Genomic DNA, 15,009 nt, shown 5'->3' with positions numbered 1-15,009 from the left:
AAACGCTCTGCTCGTGTTTCACCCGCCGCATCGAAACGATCCGCGCGGCCGACTTTCGGGCGCGAGTGTGTCTCGCGATCGCTCAGGCCGCGGCTTCCATTTCCATTTCAGCATCGAGATCGGCGATGACGTCCTCGAACGCCTGGATCGCCTGCTGGATCGCCGCAATCTGCATCAGCTCCCAGTCCTTGATCGGACCGTTGCGGTTTTGCAGCGCGACCACCAAGTCCCGCCGCTGCTCCTTAAGCTGAACAAGCGGTAAACCGTGATCGGGTAGAGATCCCATCGTGATGCCCCTGCCAGGATTGGACTCCCCTTGTAGGGAACGGAACCTGCAATCGACTTGCGCAACTCAGGCAAATTTTAGCTATCGGCCTTGATCCGTATTCTTACGTAGTACCCGCCGCCTTCACGGCCCGCTCGATCGCATCGCTCAGGGCTTCTGCCAAGCAACCGGTCGCCCACTCGCTAATGTGAAGATGATTGTCGGCACCGTCTTCCAGGGCACTGATCGGGATCTTGTCATCGACCCAGCGTCGCATCAGGGCGAAGCGTTGAAAGACGTTGACCTTCGCGATCTCAGCGGCTGCGGCGATGAACGCCACCATTTCTTCCGATGCCTTGAGCTTGTCGGTCATCGCCCTGGTGTATTGCAGGTCCATCAGGATCACATCCGCCGACAAGTCGGCGAGTTGTCTTAACCCGCTCTCGATGGCTCTGGCGACCTCCCTGCGATCCATGTCATGAAAGATTGCGTTGGTACCCACCTGCCAGATTACCAGAGCGGGCGCCTCATCGAACACGTCGGATCGAAACCGCTCTAACTCTTTCGGCGCCTCTTCGCCGCTGATACCGCGGTTGACCACATCGATCGTGCGCCGCGCAAGTTTCTGCCGCAACAGCATTTCCAGACGAGGCGGATAAGGTGCGACCGGCGCAACGCCCGCCGTCGATGACGAGCCGATCGCCACGATCTTGACCTTTTCCGGACGCTGGAGCGCCGCCGTCAGATACGGCAGTTTGTATTTGAAGTTGGCGACGTCCGGATCGCCGGTACGTGACACGTCGTTCATTTCATCACCCTCAACGGGAATATTTTGTTCGACACCCGCATTTGGATGCGAAATTCGCCGCATTGCAAATGAAAAACTGCCGGCGCTAGTGTGTGCTTCCTTTTATCGGCCCGCGGAGGCCCATTATGGATGGAAAAGTCATTGTCGTGACCGGCGCCCTCGGCGCGCTCGGCAGCGTCGTCGTTGACCAGGCGCTGGCGGCCGGCGCCAGGGTCGCAAGCGTGGACCACGCGCCGACGCAGGTGCCGGCGACGTCAAACCAGTTCGAACTCGGCGGTGTCGACCTGACCGATGCGGCGGCGGCGAAAAAGGCCATCGATGCCGCGGCATCGCATTTCGGCAGGCTCGACGCGCTGATCAACATCGCCGGCGGTTTTGCGTTCGAGACGGTCATCGAGGGCGATCCGAAGACGTGGCAGCGCATGTACGCGCTCAACGTCACGACCGCGCTCAACGCCTCGCGTGCGGCGATCCCGTATCTGACCGCGTCCGGTGCCGGACGGATCGTCAATGTCGGCGCGCTTGGCGCGCTGCAGGCGAGCGCCGGCATGGGCGCCTATGCCGCGTCCAAGGCCGGCGTGCATCGCCTGACCGAAGCGCTCGCCGCCGAATACAAGGGCAGGATCACGGTGAACGCCGTGCTGCCGTCGATCATCGACACCGCGGCCAATCGCGCCAGCATGCCGAAAGCCGATTTCAGCAAATGGGTAAGACCAACAGAACTGGCCGACGTGATCCTGTTCCTCGCCAGCGACGCCGCCTCCGCCGTCACCGGCGCGCTGCTGCCGGTAAGCGGGCGGGTTTAAGTCCTCAATCTGCAAGCCTGCGCAGCACCGCCTTGAAGCGGATGCTGCGCTTGCCGGCCAGGGCGGTGGCTTCGCCTTCCGCGCCATCCTCGTCGTAGGTGCCGGAAAAGCCGATGCCGACCTCACGGTCGCCGAACAGCGGACGTTGACCCATGGTCGGCGTATGCGTGTGGTTGATCAATTCGCCCTTCCACCGCCCCTGCGCGCTGCTGTAGGCGCCGACATAGTCGAAATGGGCGTCGCCGCCGCGAATGGTGCCGTCATGCAGCACCATCAGGCCGGTATTGCCGGAGTCGATGCCGTCGAGCATGCGGATGTTGAGCGAATAGAGTCCGTTCCGGACGCCGTCCGGCGCGTTCGCGCCCGCCGGCGGCGCCGCCTCCTCGCTGATGGCGGTTACGTCAGCCGTGAATGGCCCGCCCGCGAGCAGCGCGGTGCCATCCTCAAATATGTATCGGTCACCCCCTCTGCGCGTTCCCCGCAGCGTGATGTTATCGGCACCCGATACCGGCTTGAAACCCAGATTGTCGTTGCGCTGGACCGTCGTGATGTCGACAGCGATATCGTGACCGGATTCGAGGTAGCGGCCGGCGAACGCAAAGGCGGCATTGCCGCCGAACAAACGCCCGTCGCGCGCCACCATCACGCCGCGGCCGGAGCCACCATGCGTGGTGTGAATCTCGGCCTTGTAAAGTCCCTTGAGCATGACCGCTCCGGCTGCAGCCGGTCCTTGTTGTTTTTCTGAATCCAGACGGTGGAGATGTCGCCGCGCGCGTTCAGTCCGGGATCAATATCCGCAGCATCGACTTGAAGCGGATGCTCTGCTTGCCGGCGAGCGCGATACCGTCGCTCTCGGCGGTGTCGTCTGTATAGGTTCCAGTAAATCCGATGGTGACGATCTTGCGTTCCCAGACCGGCCGCTCGCCATAGGTCGGCGAATGCTCCTGGTTGGTCAGTTCGCCTTTCCACTTGCCGTTCGCTGCCGTGTAGGTGCCGTAGGCATAGAAGAACGAGTCGCCACCCCGCAACTGGCCATCACGCACGACCATGACGCCCTGGTTGCCGCCGTGGACGCTGTCCAGCATTTCCACGGTAATGTGATAGAGGCCGTTCCTGATCATGGATTGGATCGCGCCCGTTTGCCTGTCCCGCCGGCCAAGATAGCCACTTACGCGCGATTTGGCCAAATCCGGGCTAAACTCGTGACACTGAGTCGCGGCCGCTTTTGCCGCCGGAGCCTGTCGTTGGAAACCGCGCTTTATCTGCCCGTCAAACGCTTCCTTGAAAAGCTCGGCTTCACGGTCAAGGGCGAGATCGGCGGCTGTGACCTGGTGGCGCTGAGCGGCGACGATCCGCCGGTCGTGGTGATCGGGGAATTGAAGCTCACATTCAATCTCGAACTGATCCTGCAGGCGGTCGATCGCGCCGGCGCCTGTGACGAGGTGTGGCTCGCGGCCAAATTGTCGGCACGCGGCAAGGGCCGCGAAAGTGACGCCCGCTATCGCAACCTCTGTCGGCGGCTCGGCTTTGGCATGCTCGCGGTCACCAACACCGGCGACGTCGAGGTGATCGTCAAACCCGCCACGACAGCCCCTCGCCGCAATCCCAAGAAACGCTCGCGGCTGATCAGGGAGCATGAGCGACGCAAGGGCGATCCGGCGATGGGCGGCAGCACGCGCGCGCCGATCATGACGGCCTACCGCCAGCAGGCGCTGGCCTGTGCTGCGGCACTTTCAGGTGGCCCGCGGCGCGTGAAGGATTTGCGGATCGAGATGCCGGACGCCGGCAAGATTCTACTGCACAATGTCTATGGCTGGTTCGATCGCGCCGAGCGCGGCATTTACGTCCTGACCGATGCCGGACACGCCGCGCTGAAACGCTGGCCTCAACAACCGCTGGATCTGACCGCCGCCGAATAGTCCCGACAAGGACGGTGAAACCGGGAGGACAACATGATCGTGGTTACCGGCAGTGTGACGGCACGCCAGGACAGTTTCGACGAGGTCCGCCGCCTGAGCCTCGAGCACGTCTATCGTTCGCGCAGCGAACCCGGGTGCATCTCGCACGCCGTGCATGTCGATTGCGAAAACCCGCTGCGGCTGGTGTTTTTCGAGCAATGGGCCGACCGCGCGGCGCTGCTTAACCATTTCGCGGTCCCCGCTTCGCGCGATTTCGTCAAGTCGCTGCAGTCGCTGGCCGCGGCCGCCACGTCCATCGAACTGTACGACGCTACCAGACTGGAGAAATTGTAGGTGCATGGCTGTAATGCCACGCCAAATTCATATTGCAATGCAACATAAGGGCACTTAGGTATCTCCGCATCAGATGCGAGGCCCCGATGAGCGAAGACTGGAACACGAAATACGGCACCCGGCGCGTACGGCGCGATCCGCCGACGCTGGAAGAAGCGATCTTCGCCGCCGTCGGCATTACCGACGATCAGCAGCAGCAGGCGGAAATCGCCGCAGCGCTGATGGGGCTGCCGTACGAAGAAGTGCTGGCTGAGGTAAAGAAGACCGGCCGCGCCGTTGCGCGATCCGCCACCCGCGTCATCACGGGCGAGCAAGGCGCCCAGCGCTCGGTTGTGGTCGAACGCAAGGTGATCAGGCGCTTCGGTAACGACAAGCGCACCGGTACCTGAAGTCCATTCCTGAAGATCATAGTGTTAAAGGCCCCCGGGCAATTCGCGTGATCCAGGAGATCCGCGAATTGCCGCTAAAGCGTTTTTCAAGCGAAGTGGGCACCGGTTCGCGTCAAGAAAACGCGTCAAATCAAAAAATACAGAGCCCCGTTCCGATGCAAGCGGAACGGGGCTCTGTCGATGGGCCTTCCGGTCAGGCCGTCCGGCCCCAGCCAGACATTCTCAGCATCATGGCCCAATAAGCGCGATTGAAGTTCGTAATCGCCCGTGCGGCCTCGAGCGTCGTCGCCATTGCGGACGGCGCCCCTTCCGGCTGGTTCTGCTTGGCCAGATCGATGCTGCCGGTGGATTCGCCGTAGCGGAACGTCAGGTGTGCTCCAAACTTGTTGGCGAGCGCACGCATCGCTTCATTCTGCGCGCCGGTGGTGATCCGCAGGCTTTTATATGCTTTGGCCCGCGCCTCCGCGATCAGCTTCCTGAACAGGATGCTGCCGACGCCCTTGCGTCGTACTGAGCTCTCCACGCTGAAGGCGATCTCCGGCAATGCGTCAGGCGATTGCTCCGGCGGATGCAGTTCGGCGGCACCGCGCACCACGCCATCCTCGAAATAGCCAATGATCACCGTGCCGTCGTTGGCGCATTTTTCGGCGTAGCGTTCGATGAAACTGTCGTCCATGAAGCCATGAAAGCGATCATGGCGGCTGGTGCGGTCGAGCCGCAAAAGGTGATCGCGCAGAAGCGGCAATTCCTCTTGCTGGCTTAGAATCCGAACGGTGCCCTTGACCGTACTCTTGGCGCGGCTCGGAACGGTAGTATGGTAGTTCATAGTCATAACTCCTCGTGGTGGCCCTCGAGGAGGCGTCGAATCCCTAGACCACCTATATTGTGCATCGCAATATGAAGTTCAACCCCTTCAAATGCCTAATAAAAAGCCATTCTCTGCTTAACAATTCGGTAACCAAATCGACGCCAGTCGCGGCGCTCGGCAAGCTATTTGCACACACTGGATTTGAGCCGGGCTTTGGCCCACACTTATCCCGGTTCCCGGAGGTCCCATCGTGGCTGTCGTGCTCGACACGAGTTCTTCAGTTCCAGATCGACGCCTTGCGGTCTGGCAGGACATCGTCTGCGATACCTTTGTCGGTCTCGATTGCCACTCCGATATGCGGGAGGGGTTTTGGGGCGCGGTTTCGCAATCCGCGGTCGGCCGCGCGACGTTTACCCGCGTCGATTCCTGCGCCCAGCGGGTGTTCCGCACGCCATCCCGGATCGCACGCGCCAGCGAGGATTACGTGCTGCTGGCGCTGGGCAACCGCGGCGTCAACGGCGTGTATCAGGACGGCCGCGATGCCGTCGTCTGCGCGGGACAGTTCGTCATTTATGACACCACCCGCCCCTACGAGCTGCGCTTCGATGACAGTTTTTCACAAACGATCCTGCAGATGCCGCGAAAACTTCTGCAGCAACGCATCGGCGCCTTCGACGCGCTGACCGCGACCACCTTCTGCAGCAGTCGGCCCCTGGAAGGCCTGGCCTACGAGTTTCTGGTTAGCACCAGCAAGGTCGTCGACCACGTCGATCCCGCCACAGCATCCCGCCTCTTGGATCAGGGACTGGATCTCATTGCCATGGCCTTCGCCGATCGGATGCATGCGCGTTCGTCGGATCAGTCGTTTCACCGCTCTGCGCTGCTTTATCGGCTCAAGAATTACATCCTGACGCACCTGAGCGATCCCGACCTGTCGATCTCGCAGGTTGCCGCGGCCACCGGAATCTCGCCGCGCTATGCCAGCGACCTGATGGCCGACGAGCAGCACTCGTTCCGCAGCTACGTCCAGATGCAGCGCCTGGAGCGATGCAAGCGCGATCTGTCGGACCCGGCGCATGCGGCCCGGCACATCAGCGACATCGCATTCGCGTGGGGCTTCAACGACCTCGCCCATTTCAGCCGGATCTTCAAGCAGAGGTACGGTGCCTCGCCGCGCGAATGGCGAGACCACCCGACGCAATAAATTCTCCTCGATCGCTCTGGCCTCCCGCGGCGGCACAACGCCCGCCTGCGGACGCGCCGGGTTCTCCGCCGTCACGGCTGACAATTGCAAGTTAAAACAAGTTTTCGTTCTGCCACGGACAAGCGCCGCAGCCAGGGGCGGCGGTAGGCTTTCGACCCAGCGATTGCCTTATCTCCCAACGCAGAAGGATGATTTCGATGGGTCTCGTGCACCAGAAGTACAAGGTAGCGGTGGTTCAGGCGGCGCCGGTCTTCCTCGATCTCGATGCGACCGTGGACAAGACGATCGCGCTGATCGAACAGGCTGCCAGCCAGGGTGCAAAGCTGATCGCGTTTCCCGAAACCTTCATTCCCGGATATCCATGGCAGATCTGGCTCGGCGCGCCCGCCTGGGCGATCGGCCGCGGTTTCGTGCAACGCTATTTCGACAACTCGCTGGCCTATGACAGCCCGCAGGCCGACAAGATCCGCAACGCCGTGAAGCGTGCGAAGCTGACCGCGGTCCTCGGCCTCTCCGAACGCGCCGGCGGCAGCCTCTACATCGCACAATGGCTGATCGGGCCCGACGGCGAGACCATCGCCAGGCGCCGCAAGCTGCGGCCGACCCATGCCGAACGCACCGTGTTCGGCGAAGGCGACGGCAGCGACCTTGCCGTGCATGATCGCGCAGATGTGGGGCGGCTCGGGGCGTTGTGCTGCTGGGAACATCTGCAGCCGCTGTCGAAATACGCGATGTACGCCCAGAACGAGCAGGTTCATGTCGGCGCCTGGCCGAGCTTCTCGCTGTACGACCCGTTCGCGCATGCCCTCGGCCATGAGGTCAACAACGCCGCGAGCAAGATCTACGCGGTCGAGGGCTCATGCTTCGTCCTCGCTCCCTGCGCCGTGGTCTCGCAGGCCATGATCGAAGAGCTCTGCGACTCCCCCGAGAAGCACGCGTTCCTGCATGCCGGTGGCGGTCACGCTGTCATCTACGGACCGGACGGCAGTTCGCTGGCCGAAAAACTGCCGCCCGATCAGGAAGGCATTCTCTATGCCGATATCGATCTCGGCATGATCGGCGTGGCGAAGAACGCAGCCGATCCCGCCGGGCATTATTCCCGGCCCGACGTCACGCGCCTGCTGCTCAACACGTCCCGCGCCAACCGCGTCGAACATTTTACCTTACCGGTCGATGCCGAGGTCATGAGCGAAATCAGGCTGCAGGCCTGAGAGCTTTAGAAGGTTCTGCCAGCTGACGAGGAGCGAGCCCATGGAATCCGCGATCCCGGACCATCTGCGAAGCGCGCGCACACGCCACCGTCGCGTCCCGGACGACTACGCACCGCCCTACCCATCGTTCGTCGCGCGCCACAAGCCCGCCGTGGTGCGGGTGGTGATGGCCTATTTCGGTGTCCAGACCCGTGGCGAGGCGTCAGAAGCCGCCGAGCAAGCGCTGGCGTGGATCGTCGCCGCTTTCGGGCAGAATGGCGGCCCAACGCATTGGGACCGGGCGCGCTATATTGACGAAGCCGGTTTCACCAATGTCGTCACGGTGGCCTATTGGGACGATCGCGCCAGGTTCGACGGCTGGTTCCCGGCGGCGCGCGAGGGCTGGACCGGCGAGCGACGAAACGCCGGCGGTGTGGGCACGTTCATCGAGGTGCTGCATCCCAGCGTGGAAGGCTATGAGACCCTGTTCTCGTCCATCGGAAGACCCGAAGGCGTCGCGGTTCTCGCCGACGGCATGAGCGGCGAGATTCAGGAGCACGCCTATTGGGGCGGCATGCGCGATCGCATTCCCAACTCCCAGACCAGCGAGATGGCGCCATCAGGAACGATCACCGCTGTCCGTGATGGCGCCCGCATCAGGGTCATCCCTTCAGACAATGTCTGCCTGATCCGCTCGGGCCAGGATTGGGGCGATACCGAAGCCTCCGAACGCAAGATGTACCTGGAGGATGTCGAGCCGGTGTTGCGGGAAGGCATGGACTTCCTGCGCGATGACGGCCGCTCGATCGGCTGTTACGCCAACCGATATATGACCGTCGTCGCGCCCGACGGCACACGCACCGAAAAATCCTACGGCATGAGCTGGTGGAAGAGCCTCGCCGCCCTGGAGCGATGGGCGGAATCGCATCCGACCCATGTCCGGATTTTTGGCGCCGCGATGAAATATCTGTCGACCTTGGGTCCTGCCGCGAAGCTGCGGCTCTATCACGAGGTCACGGTGGCGCGGGCCGACGAAGCCTTCTTTGAATATCTGGATTGTCACCCGCAAACCGGGATGCTGAACGCCCTGCCGACGGACGCTGCGTAGCGGGCACTGTCCGCGCGCCTACAGCACCATCTGGGTCTGGGTGACGATCGCGACCAGCTTGCCGTCCTCGGTTTCGAGCCGGGTCTGCCAGACCTGGGTGCGTCGTCCCCGGTGAACCGGGGTCGCGGTCGCAATCACCGTGCTGCCTTCCTTGGCCCCGCCGATGAAATTGGTCTTGCTCTCGATCGTGGTGGTGCCCTTGGCATCTTCAGGCAGATTGATGACGGTCGCGGCCGCCCCAACCGAATCCGCAAATGCCATCACTGCGCCACCGTGAATCGTGCTGCGCAAGGTGCAGAGCTCGGGGCGCACCAGCATCTTCGCGACCACACGGTCCTTCTCGGCCTCGACAAAGGTCACGCCTTTCAATTCCGCAAACGGCATCTTCATCGATTGGATTTTTTCCAGCAGCGTCATGCGTCCTCCCGTATTTCTTTCAAGCAGTTCCGCAGCAAGCATGAAGGAGCCAGGTAAATCAGGCAATGACCTCGGAGGTAATGGCGCCGTGACAAGAGGCCGGTAATTCTGCATATGTCCCCCATGCGCCAGTTCCCGCCCCACCGGATCGTCTGCCTCACCGAAGAGACCGTGGAGACGCTGTATTTGCTCGGCGAGCAGGACCGTATCGTCGGCGTCTCCGGCTATGCGGTGCGGCCGCCGCGGGTGCGCCGCGAGAAGCCGCGGGTATCGGCCTTCATCTCGGCGGACATTCCGAAGATCCTGGCGCTACAGCCGGATCTGGTGCTCGCCTTCTCCGACCTGCAGGCCGACATCGTCGCCGACCTCGTGCGCGCCGGCGTCGCCATCCATGTCTTCAACCAGCGCGACGTCGCGGGAATACTCGCGATGATCCGCACGCTCGGTGCGCTGGTCGGAGCTGGGGAGCGCGCCGAGCAGCTTGCCACCAGCTTTGAGCAGCGCCTTGCCAGCATCGCTGCGACACCCCGTCCCTCACCCAAACCAAAAGTCTATTTCGAGGAGTGGGACGATCCCATCATCAGCGGCATCGGCTGGGTGTCCGAACTGATCGAGATTGCCGGCGGCGAAGACGTGCTGCCAAAGCTGCGGTTTCAGCAGGCCGCCAAGGACCGCATCATTTCATCAGACACGGTGCGCGAGACCGCGCCCGACGTGATCCTGGCCTCATGGTGCGGCAAGAAGGTCGTGCCCGAGCGGATCAGGCAACGTCCGGGCTGGAGCGACATCCCCGCCGTGCGCAACAACCGCATCGTCGAGATCAAATCGCCGCTGATCCTGCAGCCGGGCCCGGCCGCGCTGACGGACGGGCTGGATGCGATCGTGAAGGCGCTCTGGCCACAGCAAGACTGACAGCCGACACTGAACCCGCGCGGTCACTTGAGAAACAAACCATCTCAGGATTATCGCGGTGAATGAGACGTATAGAGGGCTGTGCAAGCATGTGGCGACTATCGATAGGGATGCGACTTCTTGCTGTCGGCGTGGCTCTCGCCGGCTGGTTCTTCGCCGGCCTCGCCCACGCTGCCGATCCGGTTACGCCACCGGGCAGCCGCATCAGTCTCGCGCCGCCGAAGGGCTTTGTCGTCGCCACGACATTCACCGGCTTTCAGGATCAGTCGCACCATGCATCAATCTTGTTGGCGGAGTTCCCTCCGGTCGCGTTCACACAGTTCCGCAACGGCCTCACAGCGGATGCGATGGCCAAGCGTGGCATGCGCCTGCTGTCACATGAGACGATCGAGGGGGTGCCCTACGAGCAGATCACCGTGCGTGCAGAGCAACGCGCCGGCAATCAGGTTTTTGACAAATGGCTGATGGTCATCGACGGCCCCGACATGACCGGAATGTTAACCGTCTCGATCGCAAAGCCCGCGCCAAAGCAGCTGTCGGATGCCGTGATCCGCGCCGCGCTTGCCAGCGTCCGGATCCTTGCGACGGCCTCGGGCGATCCGATCGCCGCGCTACCGTTCTCGATCGAGCCGACAGCGCGCTTTGCGTATCGCAAGCCGCTGGCCGGCAGGGGACTGCTGCTGAAGGAAACGCCGCCTCCGCCGGAGGGGAAGCTGGACGACGTCGGCTTCATCGTCAGTCTCGCCACCGAAGCCACCATTGCGCCCTCTGATCAGCAGCGCTTCGGCGAGCAGCAATTTCTGGCGTCGAGAACAATCAGCGACCAGAAAATCCTGAGCACCAAACCGTTGACGACGTCGAACACGGCCGGCTTCGAATATCTTGGCGAGGGCAAAGGGGCCGGTGGCCGCCCGCTCCGCTACCTGGTCGTTGCCCTCTATCCGTCGGGGCGCCCCTTTGTCCTGCTGGGCATGGCGCCGCCGGAGCGGTTTGACGAGGCTTTGCCGGAATTTCGAGCGATGGTCGAAAGCTTCAAAGCAAAGCCGTAGAGCGTTTTCGAGCGACGTGGATACCGGCTCGCACAGCAATCAAGTTTACGCAGATTGCGTAGACTTATCTGCGGTAGAAAACGCGTCAAAATAAGCGTCTAGCTCTAGGCACGGTTACAGCTTCTCCACCCCGCACCATTCCGCGATGAACAACGCGGTGGCCTTGGTCGATTTGCGCAGCGAATCCAGATCGACATATTCATTGAAGCCGTGGATCGCCGCGCCGCTGGCGCCGAAGCACAGGCTCGGGATGTTGTAGTTCAGGCCGTAGAACCGCGTATCGGTCAGGGCCGTGAAGACGAGGTCCTCGACCTTGCCGCCATAGACGGCGCCAAACGCCTTGCCGAAGGCCGCTTCCGGCGCGGCGGAGTCCTTCAGCTCGTAGCCTTCCGACAGGAAGCCCGACCATTGCACCTCGGGCGGATTGTTGGAGAGGAAGCGGTGGTCGCGCGACGCGGCGGAAACGCAGGCCAGAATCTCCTTCTGGCAATCGGCGATCGACCAGCCCGGCAGCACGGCAATACGGCAATCGACATCGCACCACGCCGGCACGCTGGAAGCCCAGTCGCCACCCTTGATGATGCCGGGGTTGAAGTTGATCGGATGCGTCAGCGTCTTGAAATGCGGATCGGCCTTGGCGCGCTCGTTCCATTCGGCCTCGAGCTTGCCGATCGCGTGAACGAGATGATAGGCCGCCATGATCGCATTCGAGCCGGAGCCCGCGTAAGCCACATGCACGGGAACGCCGCGCACCCTCAACCGAAACCAGATCACGCCGACCTGCGAGCGCACCATCTTGCCGCCCGTCGGCTCCGGAATGAAGCAGGCGTCGGCGCGGTAGCCGCGCTGCAGGGTCGAGAGCGCGCCGACGCCGGTGCTTTCCTCCTCGATCACCGACTGAAAGTGAATCCGCGCGGTCGGCCGCAGGCCGGCGGCCTTGATCGCATCGAGCGCATAGAGCGCGCCGATGGTGCCCGATTTCATGTCGCAGGCGCCGCGGCCATACATCCTGCCGTCCTTGATCACCGGCGAGAACGGCGGCGTCTCCCACATGTCGAGCGGGCCGGCCGGCACCACGTCGCAGTGCCCCTGCAGGATCAGCGATTTGCCGCCATTGGTCGGCGGACGGTAGGTGCCGACCACGGTGCGCGCCTTGGAGAAATCATGCTCGATCGGCCCGAAGCCGCGCAGGTCCTTCAAATCCTCGACCTCGATATGCCAGTCGTCGACCTCGTAGCCCCGCGCGCGCAGGAGATCGCCGATCATGTCCTGGCACGGCCCCTCGGCGCCGCGGGTCGAGGGGATCGCGACAAAGTCGCGGGTCGTCGCAAGCTGCGCATCAAAGCCGGCATCGACGGCGTCGAGAATCCTTTGTTGCGTATCGGTGGTCATGCGGCGGCTCCAATCGAAGATTGCAGGTCACGAGAACGAGCCACCCTAGCCCGATCTCAGCCGCCGGGGTAATGCAGAAGATGGGCCTCCCGCAAGGCATCATCGAGCAGACGACCTTCCGAATAGACGCCCAGCGATTCCGGGCGCTCGACACCGTCGAGAAGCCGCGGGCAAGGTTCCGGCGCGCCGATCACGGTGCGTACCGGAATGCGTTCGGCATAGACAGGCAATGCATAGTCCTCGTCATCGTCGGCGACGCCCTTGCTGCGGACCTTGGCCGACGCCTGCTCGATCTCCATCGCGATCACAGCGCTTGCCTTGATTTCCTGCTTGGTGCTTTGCCGCAAGGAAGCGGTGCGGTCGGGAAAGAAGCGGTCGACCATCGCGACCAGCGCGCGCGCTTTCTCGTCCGGGTCGGTGACGATGTAGGCAGTGCCGAAGGCCATGACGGCGCGGTAGTCGGCCGAATGGTTGAAGCCGCACCTTGCCAGCACCAGGCTGTCGAGGTGCGCGACCGTCAGACACACCTTCTGCCCGTCCGACTGGTTCTCCAGCATGCGGCTGGCGCTGCTGCCGTGCCAGTACAGCCTGCTTCCTTCCCGCCAGAAGAACGTCGGCGTGCAATAGGGCTGGCCGTCGATCACGTAGGAAACGTGACACAGCATCGAAGCGTCGAGCAGGCTGTGGACGGTCGCGTGATCGTAGCGGCCGCGCTCATGGAGGCGCTTCACCCGATTGCGCGGCGACACGGGATAGGAATTGGCGGTTTCGATTTCGGTCACGGCAGTTCCTGTCAAATCAATCAATGATGACGAGAGTTGTAGCGGCGAATTTGGTCTGCGATAGTGCCAATTCCATGCGAAAAATTCCGACCAATTCTCCTGTGCCGCCGCGAAAGACCGAGCTGCCGCTCGACCTTTCCGGACCGCATGTGACGCCGCGGGCCTCTTCGCCGCACCGGCTCTATCAGGCGCTTTGCCACGCCATCGTCAGCGGCATCGTGAAGCCCGGCGAACCGTTGCCGCCTTCGCGCACCCTGGCAAGCCAGACCGGTTTTCGCCGCAACGCGGTTACGACGGCCTATGAGCGGCTGATCGCAGACGGGTTTGCGGTCGCGATTGTCGGCTCGGGCACCTTCGTCGCCGCGCGCATCCCCGCGCAGGTGAGCGGCGCCGGCAAGGCCAGGATCGTCATCGAGACGCCGCCACAAGGCACCCTGTCGCTTGGCTGCACGCATATCGACGACCGGGCCCTGCAACGCTTCCGGTCCTTTGTCGGGCGGCGGATGCGCGCCTTCGGCACCGACCACCTGCACTACGGCGATCCCCGCGGCAGCCGCGAACTTCGCACCGCCATCGGCGATCATCTGTTGTCGGCACGCGGGCTGCGCTGCGATCCGGACCAGATCATGCTGGCCTCGGGAACCCAGCACGCCCTGCGGATCGTGCTCAGCGCCATTCTCAAGCCGGCCGATCAGGTCTGGTGCGAGGACCCCGGCTATCCCGCCGCGCGGCGCGCCATCGAGCATTGCGGCTACCGCCCGGCCCCGGTTCCAGTCGACGCATCAGGTTTGATCGTCGCCAAAGGCCGCACGTCAGCGCCATCGGCGCGCGCGGCCTATGTGACGCCCTCGCACCAGTTTCCACTCGGCGTGCAGATGTCGATGAGCCGCCGCCTAGAACTGCTCGATTGGGCTAGGGATGCCGATGCCTTCGTGCTGGAAGACGATTACGACAGCGAGTTCAGGTATGACGGCGCGCCATTGCTGTCGCTTGCCGGCATCGATCATTTGCAGCGCGTGATCTACATGGGCACGTTTTCAAAGACGCTGTTTCCCGGCTTGCGCATCGGCTATTGCGCGCTGCCCGAGAAGCTGATCGGGCCGGTGACGACGGCGCGCGCCGCGCTCGACCGCTTTCCCGGCACGCTGCTGGAAGGCGCTGTCGCTGATATGCTGAACTCCGGCGCGTTCGCTGCCAATCTGCGCAGGGTGCGCGGGCTCTACCGCGAGGCCCGCGACGTGCTGGCCTCGACACTGTCGTCGGCTTCGGAAGGCCGCCTCTCCGTGCCGGTGCCGTCGCAAGGCCTGCATCTGGTGGCGCGGTTTGACCCGTCGGTCGACGCGCAGGTTGCAGCCCACGCCAAATCCGCGGCCGGCGTCGAAGGCTGGCTGCTGGCGGACACCTATGCTCGCGCGCGGCCGCTGCCGGGATTTGTGCTGGGATTTGCCGGCCACCCGCTTCCGCAACTGAAAGCGTCGGCCGAGAAACTGGCCAAGGCATCGCTGGCGGCGATGCGGGACAACCGGAAGCCGGACATCGGCGGAACCGGCAAATCGCGAAGGCCGGCGTCGGCGCGATCCCGATCGGCGCGCTAACTTAGCACCCTAGGAGAATCGCCGCCGCATCC

General features: G+C 63.2%; 18 protein-coding genes. 10 read left to right on the top strand and 8 right to left on the bottom strand.

All coding sequences use genetic code 11. From position 1 onward, the window contains the following. Nucleotides 1-82: 82 nt before the first annotated feature. A complete protein-coding gene (locus tag JQ611_RS28535; protein WP_192733344.1) occupies nucleotides 83-286 on the bottom strand; it encodes a hypothetical protein in 204 nt (67 codons plus the stop codon). A 103-nt stretch (nucleotides 287-389) separates the two neighbouring features. Beyond that, the gene (locus tag JQ611_RS28530) at nucleotides 390-1,136 is read right to left on the bottom strand and encodes an SGNH/GDSL hydrolase family protein (RefSeq protein WP_212467310.1); all 747 of its coding nucleotides are present in this window, start codon (nucleotides 1,134-1,136) and stop codon (nucleotides 390-392) included. Nucleotides 1,137-1,198: 62 nt separating this feature from the next. On the opposite strand from JQ611_RS28530, the gene fabG reads away from it, so the two are divergent. Beyond that, nucleotides 1,199-1,879: a 3-oxoacyl-ACP reductase FabG gene (gene fabG / locus JQ611_RS28525; RefSeq protein ID WP_212467309.1), complete on the top strand. Its 681-nt coding sequence runs from the start codon at nucleotides 1,199-1,201 to the stop codon at nucleotides 1,877-1,879. Nucleotides 1,880-1,883: 4 nt separating this feature from the next. Here fabG and JQ611_RS28520 read toward each other — a convergent pair whose 3' ends face one another. Both JQ611_RS28520 and JQ611_RS28515 read right to left on the bottom strand, forming a co-directional pair. Further along, nucleotides 1,884-2,585, bottom strand: a complete 702-nt coding sequence (locus JQ611_RS28520; RefSeq protein WP_212467308.1) for a hypothetical protein — start codon at nucleotides 2,583-2,585, stop codon at nucleotides 1,884-1,886. 70 nt (nucleotides 2,586-2,655) lie between these two features. Beyond that, entirely contained in the window at nucleotides 2,656-3,000 is a 345-nt protein-coding gene (locus JQ611_RS28515) for a GrlR family regulatory protein (RefSeq protein ID WP_212262237.1), read from the bottom strand. Nucleotides 3,001-3,123: 123 nt separating this feature from the next. On the opposite strand from JQ611_RS28515, the gene JQ611_RS28510 reads away from it, so the two are divergent. From JQ611_RS28510 to JQ611_RS28500, 3 genes are all read left to right on the top strand, one after another. Continuing rightward, a complete protein-coding gene (locus JQ611_RS28510; RefSeq protein ID WP_212262240.1) occupies nucleotides 3,124-3,798 on the top strand; it encodes a DUF2161 domain-containing phosphodiesterase in 675 nt (224 codons plus the stop codon). Nucleotides 3,799-3,831: 33 nt separating this feature from the next. Continuing rightward, entirely contained in the window at nucleotides 3,832-4,131 is a 300-nt protein-coding gene (locus tag JQ611_RS28505; RefSeq protein ID WP_212467307.1) for a putative quinol monooxygenase, read from the top strand. 86 nt (nucleotides 4,132-4,217) lie between these two features. Beyond that, nucleotides 4,218-4,520 (top strand): hypothetical protein, encoded by a 303-nt coding sequence (locus JQ611_RS28500; protein ID WP_212392024.1) that lies wholly within the window; start codon nucleotides 4,218-4,220, stop codon nucleotides 4,518-4,520. A gap of 193 nt (nucleotides 4,521-4,713) precedes the next feature. Here the strand turns inward: JQ611_RS28500 and JQ611_RS28495 are convergent, their stop codons facing one another. Beyond that, a complete protein-coding gene (locus JQ611_RS28495; RefSeq protein WP_212467306.1) occupies nucleotides 4,714-5,346 on the bottom strand; it encodes a GNAT family N-acetyltransferase in 633 nt (210 codons plus the stop codon). A gap of 232 nt (nucleotides 5,347-5,578) precedes the next feature. Here JQ611_RS28495 and JQ611_RS28490 point away from each other — a divergent pair, with 232 nt between their 5' ends. From JQ611_RS28490 to JQ611_RS28480, 3 genes are all read left to right on the top strand, one after another. Then, entirely contained in the window at nucleotides 5,579-6,532 is a 954-nt protein-coding gene (locus tag JQ611_RS28490) for a helix-turn-helix domain-containing protein (RefSeq protein WP_312011155.1), read from the top strand. 197 nt (nucleotides 6,533-6,729) lie between these two features. Continuing rightward, a complete protein-coding gene (locus JQ611_RS28485) occupies nucleotides 6,730-7,743 on the top strand; it encodes a carbon-nitrogen hydrolase family protein (protein ID WP_212467305.1) in 1,014 nt (337 codons plus the stop codon). Nucleotides 7,744-7,783: 40 nt separating this feature from the next. Then, nucleotides 7,784-8,830 (top strand): phenylacetaldoxime dehydratase family protein, encoded by a 1,047-nt coding sequence (locus JQ611_RS28480; protein WP_212467304.1) that lies wholly within the window; start codon nucleotides 7,784-7,786, stop codon nucleotides 8,828-8,830. 18 nt (nucleotides 8,831-8,848) lie between these two features. Here the strand turns inward: JQ611_RS28480 and JQ611_RS28475 are convergent, their stop codons facing one another. Then, nucleotides 8,849-9,247: a PaaI family thioesterase gene (locus tag JQ611_RS28475; RefSeq protein WP_211994734.1), complete on the bottom strand. Its 399-nt coding sequence runs from the start codon at nucleotides 9,245-9,247 to the stop codon at nucleotides 8,849-8,851. 123 nt (nucleotides 9,248-9,370) lie between these two features. Between JQ611_RS28475 and JQ611_RS28470 the strand changes: the two genes are divergently transcribed. After that, entirely contained in the window at nucleotides 9,371-10,159 is a 789-nt protein-coding gene (locus JQ611_RS28470) for a cobalamin-binding protein (RefSeq protein ID WP_212262475.1), read from the top strand. Nucleotides 10,160-10,269: 110 nt separating this feature from the next. Beyond that, nucleotides 10,270-11,208: a hypothetical protein gene (locus JQ611_RS28465; RefSeq protein WP_212467303.1), complete on the top strand. Its 939-nt coding sequence runs from the start codon at nucleotides 10,270-10,272 to the stop codon at nucleotides 11,206-11,208. A gap of 114 nt (nucleotides 11,209-11,322) precedes the next feature. Here the strand turns inward: JQ611_RS28465 and JQ611_RS28460 are convergent, their stop codons facing one another. Both JQ611_RS28460 and JQ611_RS28455 read right to left on the bottom strand, forming a co-directional pair. After that, nucleotides 11,323-12,600: an ArgE/DapE family deacylase gene (locus JQ611_RS28460; RefSeq protein WP_212467302.1), complete on the bottom strand. Its 1,278-nt coding sequence runs from the start codon at nucleotides 12,598-12,600 to the stop codon at nucleotides 11,323-11,325. Between the two features lie 56 nt (nucleotides 12,601-12,656). Next, complete coding sequence (locus tag JQ611_RS28455; RefSeq protein ID WP_212467301.1) at nucleotides 12,657-13,382, bottom strand: pyridoxamine 5'-phosphate oxidase family protein; 726 nt, start codon at nucleotides 13,380-13,382, stop codon at nucleotides 12,657-12,659. Between the two features lie 74 nt (nucleotides 13,383-13,456). On the opposite strand from JQ611_RS28455, the gene JQ611_RS28450 reads away from it, so the two are divergent. Then, complete coding sequence (locus tag JQ611_RS28450; RefSeq protein WP_212392032.1) at nucleotides 13,457-14,977, top strand: PLP-dependent aminotransferase family protein; 1,521 nt, start codon at nucleotides 13,457-13,459, stop codon at nucleotides 14,975-14,977. Nucleotides 14,978-15,009 lie beyond the last annotated feature (32 nt).

Source organism: Bradyrhizobium sp. AUGA SZCCT0182, assembly GCF_018130185.1.
Lineage (GTDB): Bacteria > Pseudomonadota > Alphaproteobacteria > Rhizobiales > Xanthobacteraceae > Bradyrhizobium.
This window is presented reverse-complemented; position numbering and strand designations above follow the sequence as displayed.